This is a genomic window from Bathymodiolus thermophilus thioautotrophic gill symbiont, from assembly GCF_003711265.1.
Taxonomy (GTDB): Bacteria; Pseudomonadota; Gammaproteobacteria; order PS1; family Pseudothioglobaceae; genus Thiodubiliella.
Genome location: NZ_CP024634.1, coordinates 2,227,820 through 2,243,567 on the forward strand (window position 1 = coordinate 2,227,820; position 15,748 = coordinate 2,243,567).

18 protein-coding genes are annotated in these 15,748 nt (G+C 38.0%); 3 read left to right on the top strand and 15 right to left on the bottom strand.

The window, feature by feature from the left end:
* Nucleotides 1-183: 183 nt before the first annotated feature.
* From MS2017_RS07735 to MS2017_RS11445, 11 genes are all read right to left on the bottom strand, one after another.
* Nucleotides 184-1,188, bottom strand: a complete 1,005-nt coding sequence (locus MS2017_RS07735) for an IS5 family transposase (RefSeq protein WP_122950936.1) — start codon at nt 1,186-1,188, stop codon at nt 184-186.
* A gap of 465 nt (nt 1,189-1,653) precedes the next feature.
* Nucleotides 1,654-2,196 (bottom strand): DUF3226 domain-containing protein, encoded by a 543-nt coding sequence (locus tag MS2017_RS07740; protein WP_122951831.1) that lies wholly within the window; start codon nt 2,194-2,196, stop codon nt 1,654-1,656.
* Complete coding sequence (locus tag MS2017_RS07745; RefSeq protein WP_122951832.1) at nt 2,193-3,152, bottom strand: AAA family ATPase; 960 nt, start codon at nt 3,150-3,152, stop codon at nt 2,193-2,195. Before MS2017_RS07745 ends, MS2017_RS07740 begins: the two co-directional genes overlap by 4 nt.
* An 8-nt stretch (nt 3,153-3,160) precedes the next feature.
* A complete protein-coding gene (gene gatA, locus MS2017_RS07750; RefSeq protein ID WP_122951833.1) occupies nt 3,161-4,597 on the bottom strand; it encodes an Asp-tRNA(Asn)/Glu-tRNA(Gln) amidotransferase subunit GatA in 1,437 nt (478 codons plus the stop codon).
* Between the two features lie 5 nt (nt 4,598-4,602).
* Nucleotides 4,603-4,887: an Asp-tRNA(Asn)/Glu-tRNA(Gln) amidotransferase subunit GatC gene (gene gatC, locus MS2017_RS07755; protein WP_071564671.1), complete on the bottom strand. Its 285-nt coding sequence runs from the start codon at nt 4,885-4,887 to the stop codon at nt 4,603-4,605.
* A gap of 8 nt (nt 4,888-4,895) precedes the next feature.
* Nucleotides 4,896-5,501, bottom strand: a complete 606-nt coding sequence (locus tag MS2017_RS07760; RefSeq protein WP_071564672.1) for a hypothetical protein — start codon at nt 5,499-5,501, stop codon at nt 4,896-4,898.
* Nucleotides 5,498-6,574: a 3-dehydroquinate synthase gene (gene aroB, locus MS2017_RS07765; RefSeq protein ID WP_122951834.1), complete on the bottom strand. Its 1,077-nt coding sequence runs from the start codon at nt 6,572-6,574 to the stop codon at nt 5,498-5,500. Before aroB ends, MS2017_RS07760 begins: the two co-directional genes overlap by 4 nt.
* A 46-nt stretch (nt 6,575-6,620) precedes the next feature.
* Complete coding sequence (gene ileS, locus MS2017_RS07770; protein WP_122951835.1) at nt 6,621-9,389, bottom strand: isoleucine--tRNA ligase; 2,769 nt, start codon at nt 9,387-9,389, stop codon at nt 6,621-6,623.
* 414 nt (nt 9,390-9,803) lie between these two features.
* Nucleotides 9,804-10,709, bottom strand: a complete 906-nt coding sequence (locus MS2017_RS07775) for a hypothetical protein (protein WP_122951836.1) — start codon at nt 10,707-10,709, stop codon at nt 9,804-9,806.
* Nucleotides 10,710-10,787: 78 nt separating this feature from the next.
* Nucleotides 10,788-10,925: a hypothetical protein gene (locus tag MS2017_RS11440; RefSeq protein WP_164707665.1), complete on the bottom strand. Its 138-nt coding sequence runs from the start codon at nt 10,923-10,925 to the stop codon at nt 10,788-10,790.
* Between the two features lie 724 nt (nt 10,926-11,649).
* Nucleotides 11,650-11,799: a hypothetical protein gene (locus MS2017_RS11445; RefSeq protein ID WP_164707666.1), complete on the bottom strand. Its 150-nt coding sequence runs from the start codon at nt 11,797-11,799 to the stop codon at nt 11,650-11,652.
* Between the two features lie 252 nt (nt 11,800-12,051).
* Between MS2017_RS11445 and moaC the strand changes: the two genes are divergently transcribed.
* From moaC to moaD, 3 genes are read left to right on the top strand one after another with little or no spacing between them, the layout of a single operon-like run.
* Nucleotides 12,052-12,528, top strand: coding sequence for a cyclic pyranopterin monophosphate synthase MoaC (gene moaC, locus MS2017_RS07780; RefSeq protein WP_071564170.1), 477 nt, complete (start codon nt 12,052-12,054; stop codon nt 12,526-12,528).
* On the top strand, nt 12,521-13,513 hold the full coding sequence (gene moaA / locus MS2017_RS07785; protein ID WP_122951837.1) for a GTP 3',8-cyclase MoaA: 993 nt from the start codon (nt 12,521-12,523) through the stop codon (nt 13,511-13,513). The genes moaC and moaA overlap by 8 nt, the downstream gene beginning before the upstream one ends.
* A 7-nt stretch (nt 13,514-13,520) precedes the next feature.
* Nucleotides 13,521-13,757, top strand: coding sequence for a molybdopterin converting factor subunit 1 (gene moaD / locus MS2017_RS07790; RefSeq protein WP_122951838.1), 237 nt, complete (start codon nt 13,521-13,523; stop codon nt 13,755-13,757).
* A 6-nt stretch (nt 13,758-13,763) separates the two neighbouring features.
* On the opposite strand, the gene MS2017_RS07795 is transcribed toward moaD, so the two are convergent.
* From MS2017_RS07795 to narI, 4 genes are read right to left on the bottom strand one after another with little or no spacing between them, the layout of a single operon-like run.
* Entirely contained in the window at nt 13,764-14,246 is a 483-nt protein-coding gene (locus MS2017_RS07795) for an HPP family protein (RefSeq protein ID WP_071564167.1), read from the bottom strand.
* An 18-nt stretch (nt 14,247-14,264) separates the two neighbouring features.
* Nucleotides 14,265-14,603: a TusE/DsrC/DsvC family sulfur relay protein gene (locus MS2017_RS07800; protein WP_071564166.1), complete on the bottom strand. Its 339-nt coding sequence runs from the start codon at nt 14,601-14,603 to the stop codon at nt 14,265-14,267.
* Between the two features lie 2 nt (nt 14,604-14,605).
* Complete coding sequence (locus tag MS2017_RS07805; protein ID WP_071564165.1) at nt 14,606-15,061, bottom strand: hypothetical protein; 456 nt, start codon at nt 15,059-15,061, stop codon at nt 14,606-14,608.
* Nucleotides 15,062-15,067: 6 nt separating this feature from the next.
* A complete protein-coding gene (gene narI, locus MS2017_RS07810; protein ID WP_122951839.1) occupies nt 15,068-15,748 on the bottom strand; it encodes a respiratory nitrate reductase subunit gamma in 681 nt (226 codons plus the stop codon).

The following is a 15,748-nucleotide window of genomic DNA, read 5'->3' on the forward strand; positions in this document are numbered from 1 at the left end:
AAAAGACCCCTGCATAGCACCCTAAAACCAACCATCAAAACCCAAAACCCTCAATTTTTGACTTTTCAAAGTCAAAAAACATATAAAACCCAGCTTTCATTAAAAAAATCATCAATATCAACTATAAATCGCTCATTTTTTACTCTTTTTTGTACTGTTTCCACAAAAAAGACACAATAATCCCTAGGTTGTATTTAATCCCTTGTTAATATAAACATTCGCCGCTCTAACTAGATTATAAGCAATAGCTTTAAGATTAACTTCGCTGGCAACTTTCTCTAAACCAATATAACGACTTCTTGCCAAACCATAAGTGCGTTTGAGCGTACCAAAGGTGCGTTCAACCACAAACCTTCTTTTGCTGATTGCTTTATTGCGTAATTTATTCCAATGACTCATTTGCTTGCCTTTGGGTTTTTTGCGCATAATACCATCTCTTAACTTTTGTGCTTTAAGTGCTTCACTATTAGCTTGAGAGGCTGCTCCTTTGTCGTATAAAACTCTTACGCCTTTTTGATTGCCTGCCTGTTTAACATTTTCTTCAAAATGAGTCATTTCACTATCATTAGCAGGGTGCGTAGTGGCTTTGTTAATTAATCCATTGGCATCAGTTGTTACTACTGATGAATATCCATAAGTGTATTTTCCCGCCTTAAATGTCCATCTTGCATCTTTATCATCTGAATATTGAATTGGGTTACTATCAATCTCATAAACCTCACCAGTTTTGTGTGTTGTAATAATCTTCTTAGTGCGTCTAGCACTTTGAATTAAGGTTGCATCCATGGCAACATGTTTGCCATTAGAGAGTTTGAGTTGATTATTCTCAAGCATAAGATTGATGCTACTCAAAAGTCTATCAAATAGATTTTGTTTGATTAGTTTGGTTCTAAATCTGCCAATGGTTGTAGCATCAGGTTTGTTGCCACTTAGGCTAAAGTTGCAAAAGTTAATAAAGACTAAATCTCTACTAAGACTATCAGCCAACTTCTCATCAGAGAGATTGTGCCATGTGCCTATTAATAGCGCTTTAAACAGACTAACAGCAGAATAGTCAACTTTAATATGAGACAGATCTTTGGCTATAACTTCCCAATCGATAACTTTGTTAATGATGTCTAGTTGGGAGTTTGGTATGTTGATAAAACTATCAGCAAAGGTTTGTTCTTGAGTGGTTTTAACTCGCATTTTTTTGTAAGTGTCTGATAATTATAGTATTTTATCATAAATGCTAATGTTTGCATAAGGTTTTGAGGGTTGATTTGTGATTTTTTGTTGGGTTTTTTAGTTTAATGCAGGGGTCTTAAAAAGAGAATTTGAATATGCTATTTTTAAATCGCTCTAAAAGAAAACTTACTGAAGATTTGGTTTGAAGAATTGCCAATTAAACAGAAATTGAATTTTGTTAATCTTCTATCTTTATTACAAAGGTATTGTATTTGTTTAAAAATATTCGTCTCAACTTGAGGGTTATAACTCAAGTTGTGCTTTGACTTGATTTCTTCCTAGTTTAAGGTGTGGTGTTGCTGATAATTTTTTAGATTTTATATTAAATTGAGTGTGGGTTTCTAGCGCTTTGCCACTCTTGTTAAAAATTTAATTAATGAATTATTCCAAATATTTCTCTTAACTTCACACGCCATTTTATGTATTTTATTTTTTAAAAAGAGTGATTAGTTTCTGCTTTAGTTCGTTAAAGTTTGGGTGTGAAAAGTCATAGGGTTTTGTTGGGTATAGTTTTTGGTAAATACAGGTGAGGATTTTTCGGTTTTTATTTAGTTTTTTAAGTTTAAAGCATTGTTCGCAGGCTTCAAAATCGGCTTTGTTGTCTAGTGTTTTTAGTATGAAATCATCAAGATTTTTATCAAAGATGTGGTAATCTGTCGTAATATTCCAGCCTAGTTTTTGAATTAAATCTTCAATGCATTTTTGGCTATCTTCTAAACCATTACATTTGTTATCTGCTATAAAATCGGCATCAAAAACAAACAGTATTTTTTTGATTTTTCCTGCAGTTATCTCTTGGGTTGTGCCCAAATGTGTTTTTGATTTTAGTAAATCACTTTTTCCATTGGTAACTTCTATATATTTTGCATATTCAGGCTTGGTGTTTAATTCTCCATTTTCTTCTAAGTGCTGGAGTAATTGAATAATAAATTTTTTGTCATCCAAGCCTTCACAAATAATCCTTATCACCAGCCACGCACTCCTAGGCCTTGTGAGATTTTTTTAATGGTTTGATCGTAATTAAAGACGATGTTTTTTAATGTTCCGTCGCTTTTGCCTAATTCAATTAAGGCAATGTCTTTGTCTTGTAATTGTTCGGCGGCTCTGGCGTAAGATTCTAGGCATTCTTTTGAGTGTGTTGTGGCAAAGACTTGTACTTTGAGTTTTTTTGAGATGTTGAGGATAATCTGCCATACATTATCTAGTTGTTGGTAATGAATGCCATTGTCCATCTCATCAATGAATAAATAGCCTTCTTTGCATTGAAATAACAAGGTAATGATAGAGATTAAGTGTTGAGTGCCGTCGCCTAATTCTGTTAATTCTAAATATGCGTTGTTAATTTTGCATTTGGGTTTGCCATTGATAATTTTAAAATCTGTGATATTTGAATCAAATTTGGTGAGCTCTTGAATAAGAAGTTGTTCTTGGTCTAATTCCTGCATTTTGGAGAAAGCATGAATAATACTACTATTAACAACACCAAAGTTATCAATAAAATAACTATTTTCTAATGTTTTATTAGAAAAAGAAAAGTCATTGCTATTAACTGTGGTTCTTTGCTCGTTAAGGTCAAAAATATATTTTTTTATGCCGTTATATTCGCTAATATTAAAAGCAGTGGTTTTATGAACATCGGAAACAACATTAAAGCCATTATTTTGCTCCAAATATGAACGAGCATCAACTTCATCCTTATCAATTAGGATATTAATATTTTCTCTCCGATATTTAATGCCAAATAAACAGAAATAAAAATAAGACAGTGTTAATGCAGATGTGTTGGTATGAACCGCCTCTAAAAACGCCGTTTTACCAACATTATTTTTACCCGTTACTAAATTAACCCGTGCCAAACCTTCTACTGCAAAATTATCAAAATACTTAAAGTGTTTAATGTTAATTTTTTTAATGCAGTGTGTCATTTGCTTAATTATACGGGGGTTTTTGTGTGCCAGTCGGTTGCTTGCTGGAATTGATGGGCAATGTTAAGGAGTTTGGATTCTGACCAATAATTGCCGATGAGTTGTAAGCCGACGGGCATTTTTTGTGAGAATCCTGCGGGGATGCTCATGCCGGGGAGTCCGGCGAGGTTGGTGCTGAGGGTGTAGATGTCGGCTAGGTACATTGAGACTGGGTCTTTGAATGAGCCGAGGTTGAATGCGGTGGTGGGGCTAACGGGGCCCATGATGACATCGACTGTTTCGAAGGCTTGTTTGAAGTCGTTGCTGATGAGGTGGCGGGTTTTTTGTGCTTTGAGGTAGTAGGCGTCGTAATAACCTGCTGAGAGTGCGTAGGTGCCGATCATGATGCGGCGTTTGACTTCTTCGCCGAAGCCTTCGGTGCGAGAGCGTAGGTAGAGGTCTTCTAGGTCTTTTGGGTCGGTGCAGCGGTGGCCGAAGCGGACGCCGTCCATGCGGGATAGGTTGGATGAGCATTCGCAGGGGGCGACGATGTAGTAGGTTGGGATGGCGTATTTTGAATTGGGTAGTGAGATTTCTTTAACGCTGGCGCCCAGTGTTTCAAATTCTTTGACGGCTGCCATAACGGCTTTGGCGACGCCATCGTCTAGGCCGTCGGCGAAGAATTCTTTGGGTAAGCCGATGGTTAGGCCTTCGATTGAATCGTTTAAATTTTGTGTGTAGTCAGGGACTGTTCTGTCCACGCTGGTTGAGTCTTTTTCGTCAAATCCAGCGATGGTGTTTAAGACCATGGCGGCGTCTTGTGCAGTTTTGGTCAGGGGGCCTGCTTGGTCGAGGCTTGAGGCGTAGGAAATCATACCGTATCTTGAAACGCGTCCATAGGTTGGTTTGAGTCCTGTGATGCCGCATAAACTGGCGGGTTGGCGGATTGATCCGCCTGTGTCGGTGCCGGTGGCAAAACTGCTTAATCCATCGGCAACGGCGGCGGCTGAACCGCCAGATGAGCCACCTGGTACTTTGTTTTTATCCCATGGGTTTTTAACGGCGCCGTAGAATGAATTTTCATTACTTGAGCCCATGGCGAACTCGTCCATATTGGTTTTGCCGAGCATAACCAAACCTGATTGATTGAGTTTGTGGCTAACGGTTGAATCATACGGGGAGATGAAATTATCCAGCATTTTGGATGCTGCTGAGGTTTTAACGCCATTGGTGCAAAAAATATCTTTGTGTGCGTAAGGGATGCCTGTTAGGATGGGGGTTTCACCTTTGGCAATTTGTGCATCTGCTGTTTGTGCTTGTTGCAAGGCTACTTCGTCGGTAACGGTGATGAAGGCGTTCAGGTCTGAGGCGTTAATCCTGTTTAAATAGTGTTGTGTTAATTCAACGGAGGAAAATTCTTTGTTTTTTAGCCCTTGTGCTAATTCGGCAATGGTTTTTGTGTGCATAAGATTTATTCTATTACGGTGGGTACTAAATAATGCTGTTTGCCAATTTTCGGGGCAATGGCTTGGAAAGACGCTGATTGGTCTTGCTCTCTAACTTCATCTGCTCGCAAACGCTGCGTCATGTGTAAGGGGTGTGCCATTGGGGTAATGTCGTTGGTGTCAATCTCAGTGAGCTGTTTGGCTAGGTCTAAAATGGCGTTTAAATCCTTGATGGTTTCATTTTGAGTATTAGCGTCAATCGTTAATTTGGCTAAATTAGCGATTTGTTTGAGTTCGGTATTATCAATCATAAAAAAAATTATAGGAAAGGCACGGCGTTGAATACACGCATCGGCTTGTTAAAAGAAGATCTGAGTTGTGAAATGTCTTTTTGCATCCATTGCATTGATTTTTGCATGCCAATCATATTGCTGTTCATCTTTTGCATATTTACAAGCATTGGTTTAAGTGCGCTCATCTTGGTGTTAATTTGTGTCATATTGGTAGAAATATCATCTAAATTATCAAGTTTTTTAGCAACAACGGACATATTTTTACTAACACTGGAGAAATCTTGTCGCATTTGTTCGACTGATTGGCTCATTTGTGCCACATTTTTTGACAAATTATCAATGCTAACCACCATGGAAGACATATTGCTGCCCATTTTTGGATCCATAGCGCTCGCTAGGCGTGTCATGTCTTGGGTGATTGAGTAAATAATCATAAAACCGCCGAATGCTAAGAGTGAAAACACCAATAAAGAGGGCACAAAAAAGCGTTCAAATTTGGAGTCTGTGCGTTTGTCGGCGTGCGATTCTACACTTTCCAACATCTTTTCTAAATCAGACATTTTGGTCGTAATCATTACATCGTCTTCATGCACTGCCTCGTCTTTGATATCTTTGTTGTCTGTATCACTCATAAAAAATCCTTAATTACTTGCTCTAAATTGTGTTGCTGATAATCATTACCGATGAAAGCCTGTCCTAATTTTTTCATTAAAATAAGACGAATTTCGCCATTAATGGCTTTTTTATCAACACGCATTGCATTCATAAAATCTTGATGGTCTATTTTACTGTTGATAGATACAGGTAACTGAGCTTTTTGCAATAAACCTTTAATTTGTTGTACTTCTTCGTCATTAATCAGCCCTTCCAATGCGGATAATTCAGCTGCCATCAGCATTCCTACAGAGACTGCTTCTCCGTGTAAGTAGGTGCCGTAGCCCAAAGTATTTTCCAGTGCATGTCCAAAAGTATGGCCAAAATTAAGCAAGGCACGCTTGCCAGATTCCAGCTCATCTTGTGCCACAATATTGGCTTTGTCGGTGCAAGATTGATACACTGCTTTGATAATTAAAGCCTTGTCACGATGCATTAAAGCGTCTATATTTTGTTGCAAATCAAGCAAAAAATCCACATTACCAAGTAACCCATATTTAATGACCTCAGCCATACCTGCTGAATATTGCCTATCGTCTAATGTATCCAATGTATCCACATCAATCAACACGCATTTTGGCTGATAAAACGCCCCAATCATATTTTTACCCAGTGGGTGATTAACCCCTGTTTTGCCGCCCACGCTGGAATCTACTTGCGACAGTAGTGTGGTCGGGATTTGAATAAAATTAACACCCCGTTGATAACTGGCGGCTGCAAAGCCCGTCATATCGCCGACCACGCCACCACCAAGGGCAATAAGCGTACAAGAGCGGTCAAAACGGGCTGTGAGTAGTGCGGTAAAAATCTCATTGACTGTGTCCAGGGTTTTATACTGTTCGCCGTCTGGCAGAATTACCTCAGCCACGGTAAAAAGAGCAAGCAAAGCCTTTACTTTGGCGAGATAAAGCGGGGCAACTGTGGTGTTAGTCACAATCATTACTTGCCTGCCTTGGATGTGCTGGGTCAGCAAATCAGCTTGGGTAAGCAAATCTTGTCCAATGTGAATGGGGTAAGATTTGTTGCCTAGATCAAGATTGAGTGTTTTCATAAAATATTGCATCTATTGCGGGTTAAAAAATTTTGCACCTTAAGTATTAAGCAAATTCTCGCTTTTCACCATCACCAACCACATTTTCCACACAACGCCCACACAATTCAGGGTGCTCACTGTTGTTACCAATGTCTTCACGATGATGCCAACAACGCGCGCACTTTTCGTGTGTAGATTTGGATACTTTGATAAACACGCCAGTGCCTGCTGCAATGCAATCGTTGGTTTTTTCGCTTACAGGGTGAATTCTAGCGTAAGAAGTGATAAAGACAAAGCGTAATTCATCAGCCAATTTGTGCAGTGATTGATAAACACTGTCTTCGCAATAAATATCAACTTCGGCATCTAATGATGAGCCAATCGTTTTATCGTTACGCATTTGCTCCATTTGTTTTTGAATAAACGGTTTGATATTGCGTGCCGCGTCAATTGCTTCGTTGTCATAATCTGCGTTCAATTCTTGATACCATTCTTGTAAGAAAATACTGTGTGTTTTCTCACTCGGCATACTTTGCCAAATCTCTTCTGCAGTGAATGACAATACTGGCGCCAACCAACGCACCATCGCTTCTAAAATGTGATTTAGTGCTGTTTGTGCGCTGCGTCTGGCGGGCGAATTTTCCTGCGTGGTATATTGCCTGTCTTTAATCACATCTAAATAAAAACCACCCAAATCATTGGTGCAAAAATTAAGTGTCAATTGCATAACTTGATGGAAATTATATTGCTCATAGGCTTGCAAAATTTGCACTTGTAAAGTGGCTGCTTGCGCCACAATCCACTTATCCAAATCCAACATTTGAGTAAATTCGATGCTGTGTTTTTGCGGATTAAACCCAGTTGTATTTGCCAGCATAAAACGCAAAGTATTGCGAAGTCGGCGATACGAATCGGCACTGCGTTTTAAAATTTCATCACTCACGGTCATTTCGCTCGTATAGTCTGTTGATGCAATCCACAAGCGCAAGATATCTGCGCCCAAATTATTGACCACTTTTTGCGGACTCATGGCATTGCCAAGTGATTTAGACATTTTTTTGCCGTCTTTATTAACGGTAAATCCATGCGTCAAAACTTGTTTATAAGGCGCCTTACCATTCATTGCCACAGAGGAAATTAACGAGGATTGAAACCAACCACGGTGTTGATCTGAGCCTTCAAGATAGAGATCTGCCACATCTGCCAAGCCTGCTCGGGCTTTTAAAACCGCAAAATGAGAAACACCTGAATCAAACCACACATCTAGCGTATCGGTGGTTTTATCATAGTCTTTAGCATCAGTGCCTAAAAAATCTTCAATATCAGATTCAAACCATGCTTCAATGCCATTTTGCTCAATTTTATCTGCCACAGTGGCAAACAATGCTTGTGTGTCTGGATGCAATTCACCCGTTTGCTTATGCACAAACATCGTAATCGGCACACCCCAAAAACGCTGGCGAGAAATACACCAATCAGGACGGTTACCCACCATGAGTTCGATGCGCTTTTTGCCCCAATCGGGTATCCAATCAACTTTTGGAATTTCCTCATTCACCGTATCACGCAAGCCATTTTGTTGCATGGAGACAAACCATTGAGGGGTGGCACGGAAAATAACGGGGGTTTTGTGTCGCCAGCAGTGTGGGTAAGAATGCATTATGGGCGTATGCTTTACCAGCGCATGTTTATGATTCAAAATCTCAATCACACTGGCATTGGCTTTAAAAATAAACTGCCCGCCCAAAAGTTCAGTATCTTCAAAGAACACACCTTTGGCATCCACTGGACAATCCACTGGTAAATTGTATTGTTTGCCAACAACAAAATCTTCTTGACCATGTGCAGGCGCTGTATGCACTGCACCTGTACCAGCATCTGTGGTTACATGTTCGCCTAAAATAATAGGCACTTGCTTGTTGTAAAACGGATGCTGGACTTTTAACCCCTCTAACTCGCTACCAGCAAAAGTTTGTTTGCCGATAACGGCTTCAATATCATAACGCTCAACGGCATTATCAGCCAACGCTTTAGCAAGCAATAAACACTCACTGCCCGTATCAACCAGCACATAATCCAACTCAGGATGAAGTGCTACCGCCTCATTAGCAGGTAGCGTCCAAGGAGTGGTTGTCCAAATAACAACCGACACTGGTTTGTCAACATTAAACAGTGCAGTGTCAATGATATTAAATTTAACATCAATCGCCTCAGACTGTTTGTCCTTATATTCCACTTCTGCCTCAGCCAACGCCGAACCACACTCGGTGCACCAATGCACAGGTTTGTAACCTTTGGAAATATGGCCATTCTCAACAATTTGCCCCAAAGCCCGAACAATATTAGCCTCGTATTTAAAATCTTTGGTCAAATAAGGATTATCCCAATCACTTAAAATACCCAAGCGTTGAAAATCTGCTTTTTGTTTGGTAACTTGCGTATCAGCATACTTACGACACTCTGCTCTAAATGCATTGGCATCAATTTTATGCCCAACTTTGCCTTTTTTCTTCTCAACATTTAACTCAATCGGCAACCCGTGACAATCCCACCCCGGCACAAAAGGTGCATCAAAACCTGAGAAAGATTTAGATTTAATAATAATATCTTTAAGCACCTTATTAACCGCATGCCCAATATGAATGTCGCCATTCGCATACGGTGGGCCATCGTGCAAAATGAATTTAGGCTTGCCCTCATTGTGTTTGCGAATTTGGTTATACAATTCATCGTCTTGCCATTTCTTCAAAAAACCGCCTTCTCGATTGGCAAGATTGGCCTTCATCGCAAATTTGGTAAACGGTAAATTTAAACTAGATTTATAATCAGACATTAATATTTAAAATAATTGAAATAAAAAAACACCATTATACTAGAGAGAAACGCCGAAACCTTAATAAAACCCTGCCCTAACTCAATAATTCACCATTCAACAAATTCTAACGATATTCTATTTGAGGGCGCTTCCAGAAACCCCAATACAATTTATGAAAAGCATAAAACAGCACCTTTTTCATCCAAAAATTCATCAAATAGCGGGCTATTCTCCTCATTTTTGGCTAAAAAATACACTATTTTCTAATTCCCCTAAATCGCACTGGAGTTTCTGGAGGTGCCCTAGAGTGTATCGCAATCCTTAATGTAAGTATTCTTTACCACCCCAAAATACTTGATCAGTAGATGCCACCATTGCTATTGTAAGCATTAATACAATGATAATTATTTTTTATGTTTTTATATTAATCAATTAAAATTCGTAAGTTAAATTAGCGGTCGCTGCAGTATCTTCGCTTGCCACCTTGTTTTCTATTGTTAAACTCAAGCCTTCGGTAAACTCATAGCCAACAGCAAATAAAGTTGCATCAGCATTAGTGGCACTATCAGTGCTGTCTTTTCTAAGTGCAAATGTAAAATCGCTTATTGCATACTGTGCTTCTACTGAAGTTACATGCATTTTATTCGCACCCAAAGTTTTAACTGTAACCTTCTCAGCAATCAAAGTAGCACCACTTATTAAAAATTTCCCATGAATAGCCATCCCTTCGTTATTTTCCACATCTAACTGTTTTTGAGCATCTCCGCCAGCATCACGAATAATATCGATACCAACAGCAAGACTCTCATTTTCATAACCAACAGACAAGCCATGGTTTTTACTACTACCACTCCATGCCGAAAGTGTTATCCCGCCAACTTTCGTTGAAAGTATTAAACTTTTCGTTCCAGTGCTACCCATATCTTCTGTAGCGTTAGAAATCATCATAGTCTCATATGCACCAAATGGTGCATTTTGCTTACCCACAGAAAACGCAATACCATAAACACCTCCACCAATGGTAACTTCGTCAATAACGACCCTTTTCAACTCATTATCTACATCATCATCAACGCCTGCTAAAAGCACAATATTTGCGCTAAATTTATCAAAAATATTGGCAGCAATACCTATTTTCACCTCATTAACATAAATTTCTTTATCAGCTTGATTCCCTGTAGCGTAATTCATACTAACTGCACTACTAATTTCAACTTTAGTTGCATTATTTTCAAGTTCAGTAATGCGGTCTTTTAAGGCATCCATTTCTGTGCCTGCAAAAGTCTGTGTCACTCCAATTGTCAAAGCGCTTAGCGCCATAATATTACCTTTTTTCATAATATATTCTATAGAATTGTATTTAAAAAAACCTTTGTCACATTTGCCAAATCAATAATTAAAATACAAGTCTAATAATTATATTTCATCTAAATCTAGTTCTCTTTCAACTAATAAAGAATCGTCAAGCCCCCGAAGATATTTTGCAATACTGTTAATTGCGTTAATTTCATACGAACGCATACCACTTTTTAGATTGATTTTATTTACCGTCATCTCTTAACCTCCATTTCGTTAACAACCTCATTAAGTAACACCTCTCTAATAATTCGACTAGGAATGCTAAACTCCTTCATTGAATCAAAATTAAGTGTGTTATTTCTGCGCAAATAGTGCACTTTATAGTTATGCCAAAAATCTAACACCATTACTTGGCGCAACAACCACTGCATTTACCACAACCAGTGTTTGTCTTTTTATCTTTAATTGGCAACTTAGTATGTACCTGATTAACGCTAGATGTAACTTGTATGTTTTTATTTTTATTTTTCATTGCACCTTCCCTTTCATTATATTAAATTGTAAAAGACATATAAATTGCCAGCCTAAATTGGTTTTTTATACGAGAATTTTTCTTTAAACTAGCAATTTATATCCCTTTTTTCATGGAATCCAGCATAATGAGTAACAGGCTCTTTACTGGATAAAAAATAACAACTACACCATTTTTTGATGAATTTAAAAAATAAGGAGTTTTTTTAAAATCTGGCGTTGGTATTGTTATTTATGACATCCTTAATTAACCAATTTTGAACAAAAATCCAAATAATATTTCAATTCTTTTCTACTAATTATTGAGTAACCTTTTTTTACTTTCATTTTTTTCTCCCGTTAGATGTTGTTAATTTAATCAAGACTTTATTTGCTCCTAAGTTCTTATATGCAAATGATACTGATTATCATTCGTATTGTAAATAGTTATTGTCATTATTTTTTTATCCTAATAGAGGCCTTTGCATAAATATGGATGATTAGCAAAATTCAATTTTTGCCCAATTGGTAATTTTCTTAAACCTTGTCCTAGCAGGGTTAAGGCTGGGTTTAAAAAATTACCAAGTGGGTGAAAAGTGGATTCTTGATGATTATTCATATTTATGCAAAGGTCTCTAATTCTAATTTTTCAAAGAAATTTTCCTCACAAAAGCCTAAAAACGCCTCTTCTAATTGAATTGTGTAAAGACCTCTATTTAAAACACCATGTTTTATTCTTAAATGAGACCTTTTTAATTATCTGCACGATTTAGGGGCGGAAGGGCTTTATTATTTGGTTTATCTTCTATAATTATACAAAGGTCTCAAATACTCTAATTTTGAATTTTTATCCACTCAACGAGATGAAGTTATGAATAAATTAACTCATGTAAACAACAAAGGTGAAGCCAATATGGTGGATGTATCCGACAAAAACAACACGACGCGTATTGCTAAAGCCAGTGCCAAGGTGTTAATGAAGTCAGAGACTTTGCAGGAAATTAAGGGCAATAACTTGAAAAAAGGCGATGTGTTATCCGTTGCTAGAATTGCTGGCATTATGGCGGCAAAGCAGACCCACCATCTTATTCCAATGTGCCACAGTCTCAACCTTTCAAAAATTAGTGTGGATTTTGAATTTATTGAAAATGGCGTTCAAATTACCACATTGGCTAAACTAAACGCTCAAACGGGGGTGGAAATGGAGGCGCTTACTGCTGCCAGTATTGCGGCATTGACAATCTACGATATGTGCAAAGCGCTAGACCATTTTATCAAAATTACAGATGTCCAATTATTAGAAAAAGAAGGTGGTAAATCTGGTCATTGGAAATCTGAAAATGCCTAAACTAATTGACAAATTTAATCGAGAGATTACTTATTTAAGACTGTCGGTGACTGAGCATTGTAATTACCGATGTTTTTATTGTCGTGATGATGAGCAGACGCCAAATTGCAAGCGTGAAGACATTTTAAGTTATGAAGATATTGAAAAAATTGTCCAAATTTTTGCCGAATTAGGCATTACCAAAGTCCGATTAACCGGTGGGGAGCCTTTGCTGCGAAAAGGCATTGTTAAAATCGCTCGGCTGATTAGTCGTATCGATGGTATTAACGATGTGCCTTTATCTACCAATGCACATTTATTAGAAAAATTTGCTGAAAAATTACAACAAAATGGCATTAATAGAGCAAATATTTCAATAGATTCACTGATCCCCGAAAGGTTTGAAAAAATTACCCGTGGTGGCGATTTGACCAAAGTTATTAAAGGAATTGATGCAGCCATACAAGCAGGCATGCATCCAATCAAAATGAATGTGGTCGTAATGCGTGATGTGAATGATGATGAGATTGAATCAATGGTTGATTTTGCCATTGCCAAAAATATTGATGTGCGTTTTATTGAAACTATGCCTATTGGAGCGGTGGGTATAGAGGCACTGAGTCAGCATGTTAGTGAACAACAAATTTTTGAAAAAATCAACCAACACCTTGGCAATAAATTAACGCCCATTACCCCCAATCAAACTGATGGCCCTGCACATAATTTTAAAATTAAAGGCACAAACTCTACTGTGGGCATCATCAGTGCAGTGTCTAACCATTTTTGCCAAACTTGTAATCGTGTTAGGCTGACTACCAAGGGGGATTTAATTTTATGTTTGGGTCAAGAAGATGCCATCTCATTAAAAGATGCGGTGCGCTCGGATTTAACCGACGATGAAATTAAACAGATGATTATCAATGCCATCAATAAAAAACCTGAGAAACATGAATTTGACACCATTGATAATATTAGCAATCGGCAAATGGTCGAGATTGGTGGATAAAGAATATATGAAAATTTATTATTTCGCTTCGCTTAAAGAAGCCCTGAAAATGTCCAGTGAAGAAATAACACTAAGTGCCAATATGACAGTCGCACAACTAAGGGAAAAATTGGTTGATAAACACGGCGAACGCCATTTTCCAGAGAATATTCTTTGTGCAGTTAATCAAGAAATTGCCCATGATAACTTGATTGTTAATGGCACAGATGAAGTGGCTTTTTACCCACCCGTAACGGGAGGATAACGCAATTTACGAATAATCTTCAAACGGGTTTTTATCCCTAAAAGTGGCAACTGCCATAGCCACAGTAAGCAAAATTAAAGAATTAAAAAATATCGGCATAATAACAAACGCATACCCTAAATTATGAATGGTTGTACCGCCAATAATGGCCGTTACTGCGGTAGCACCGCCGGGAGGATGCATACATTTTAAAAAATGCATGGCAACAAGTGACAGGGGAATGGCAACTGAAGTGGCTAACAATGTATTGGTGATTAAATAAAAGCAAGCAACGCCCACTATGGCTGAAACACTGTGCCCACCAATTAAATTCCATGGGCGAGAGACCAAAGCGTGTGGCGAACCAAATATCACAATAGCCGATGCACCTGTTGAAGCAACAATCAAAGGGGAGTTGGCACTTTGCAAAATAACACTAGAAAAAAATTCAGCCATCGCCACGGCTATAAATGCACCAACTGCTGAAATTAATAATTCTTTATTGCTCACCCACTCCCCACTATATTATTAGCCCGTACTCCAACCTCTTGGGCGTTTCATACCTGATATTTTACAGGTTTGTTTGACATAACCATAAGGAAACATAAGGAATAACTTGGTTTTGGCGGATTTTTTATCAACCCCTAAATATTCACCAAAATTCTTAGCAGTATGCCTGATGTCTGGCACAATGCCATGCTCTTTGTAATAATCTTGCATAAACTCAAAGATGGCCCAATAATCATCAGTCAACTCAATGTCTTCTGATTTGGCTAATTCGATTGCCACTTCTTTGTTCCATTCCTCTGGATTAATTAAATATCCCTCAGGATCTAATTCTATTTGTTTGCCGTTTACTGTCATCATTTTTATTTTATCCTTACATTCATTGCACTGGGGTCTTTGAAATCAAACCCTTTTATCTCAGCATTAGCCGCCAGCATTTGGATATATTCATTAATACCCGAAGTGGTTGATTGATTTTGTAAATATTCTTTGATGTGATTTTCAACCAAATTGAATGGCAATTGCTGATTGGTACTCTTATCAAAAAACTTTTTGTCATTATTTTCATAATACCTTTTACAAGCAACTTCATCAGCAGTTGGCACCTTTAGGTTGTCCTCCAATAATTGATTAATCTTCACTTCTTGGTCGCTGTCATTACTGTTTGTTTTTGCCGCTTGTAAAAGTAATTGTTGCACGACCAATGCTTGTGCCGCATTGAAAATAACAGTTTCAACATTGGGGGCATCTGTTTGATATTGCATTTCTCTAAATACATCATCATCAGTGATTTCTATATTATTAACTTTAATTGGCATGGTTGGCTACCCTCTTCTTCTAACGATTTGATAGTTGCTACGAGTAAGGTATTGCACTGGAACGCTCCAAATATGCACCAATCGTGTGAATGGAAAAATAACAAATAAACTCATTCCTAACACTAAATGTAATTTAAACACCCAAGCCTCGGCGATAATGAAATCAGCAGCACCTGTTCTAAATGTTACAATGTGTTGCGCCCAATTTGCCAAAGCAATCATTGAACTGCCGTCTAAATGTTGGGCTGAATAGGGAATGGTAATCAAACCTAATAACAATTGCACAAACAAATAAAGCAAAACAAATGTATCGCTAAATTTAGATGTCCTGCTAATGCGCTTATCAAACAAGCGTCTGTTAAGCAAAATAAGCATTCCAATTAAACACATAGTGCCAAAAATACCGCCGGCAGTCATTGCCATAATTTGCTTAGTGCCTGCGCTCATAAATGGGTGATATACCCACTCTGGGGTCAACAATCCAACAAAATGACCGAAAAACAACAAAATTATCCCAATATGGAATAAATTGCTACCAACCAACATTCCCTTCTTACGCAACAATTGCGATGAGTCTGCTTTCCAAGTATATTGGTCTCTGTCGTAACGCATGGCACTGCCCAACAGAAATATTGTCATGGCAATATAGGGAAAATAACCGAAAAAAAACTGATTTAAAAAAACCAT

Excerpts from the sequence above, each read along its gene's own strand:
- MS2017_RS07760 (WP_071564672.1), bottom strand. The coding sequence starts at position 5,501 with ATGAGTGATACAGACAACAAAGATATCAAAGACGAGGCAGTGCATGAA.
- narI (WP_122951839.1), bottom strand. The coding sequence starts at position 15,748 with ATGGTTTTTTTAAATCAGTTTTTTTTCGGTTATTTTCCCTATATTGCC.
- MS2017_RS11440 (WP_164707665.1), bottom strand. The coding sequence starts at position 10,925 with ATGACGGTAAATAAAATCAATCTAAAAAGTGGTATGCGTTCGTATGAA.
- MS2017_RS07800 (WP_071564166.1), bottom strand. The coding sequence starts at position 14,603 with ATGATGACAGTAAACGGCAAACAAATAGAATTAGATCCTGAGGGATAT.
- gatC (WP_071564671.1), bottom strand. The coding sequence starts at position 4,887 with ATGATTGATAATACCGAACTCAAACAAATCGCTAATTTAGCCAAATTA.
- MS2017_RS07775 (WP_122951836.1), bottom strand. The coding sequence starts at position 10,709 with ATGAAAAAAGGTAATATTATGGCGCTAAGCGCTTTGACAATTGGAGTG.
- MS2017_RS07745 (WP_122951832.1), bottom strand. The coding sequence starts at position 3,152 with ATGACACACTGCATTAAAAAAATTAACATTAAACACTTTAAGTATTTT.
- gatA (WP_122951833.1), bottom strand. The coding sequence starts at position 4,597 with ATGCACACAAAAACCATTGCCGAATTAGCACAAGGGCTAAAAAACAAA.
- MS2017_RS07735 (WP_122950936.1), bottom strand. The coding sequence starts at position 1,188 with ATGCGAGTTAAAACCACTCAAGAACAAACCTTTGCTGATAGTTTTATC.
- MS2017_RS11445 (WP_164707666.1), bottom strand. The coding sequence starts at position 11,799 with ATGAATAATCATCAAGAATCCACTTTTCACCCACTTGGTAATTTTTTA.
- moaC (WP_071564170.1), top strand. The coding sequence starts at position 12,052 with ATGAATAAATTAACTCATGTAAACAACAAAGGTGAAGCCAATATGGTG.
- moaD (WP_122951838.1), top strand. The coding sequence starts at position 13,521 with ATGAAAATTTATTATTTCGCTTCGCTTAAAGAAGCCCTGAAAATGTCC.
- ileS (WP_122951835.1), bottom strand. The coding sequence starts at position 9,389 with ATGTCTGATTATAAATCTAGTTTAAATTTACCGTTTACCAAATTTGCG.
- moaA (WP_122951837.1), top strand. The coding sequence starts at position 12,521 with ATGCCTAAACTAATTGACAAATTTAATCGAGAGATTACTTATTTAAGA.
- MS2017_RS07805 (WP_071564165.1), bottom strand. The coding sequence starts at position 15,061 with ATGCCAATTAAAGTTAATAATATAGAAATCACTGATGATGATGTATTT.
- aroB (WP_122951834.1), bottom strand. The coding sequence starts at position 6,574 with ATGAAAACACTCAATCTTGATCTAGGCAACAAATCTTACCCCATTCAC.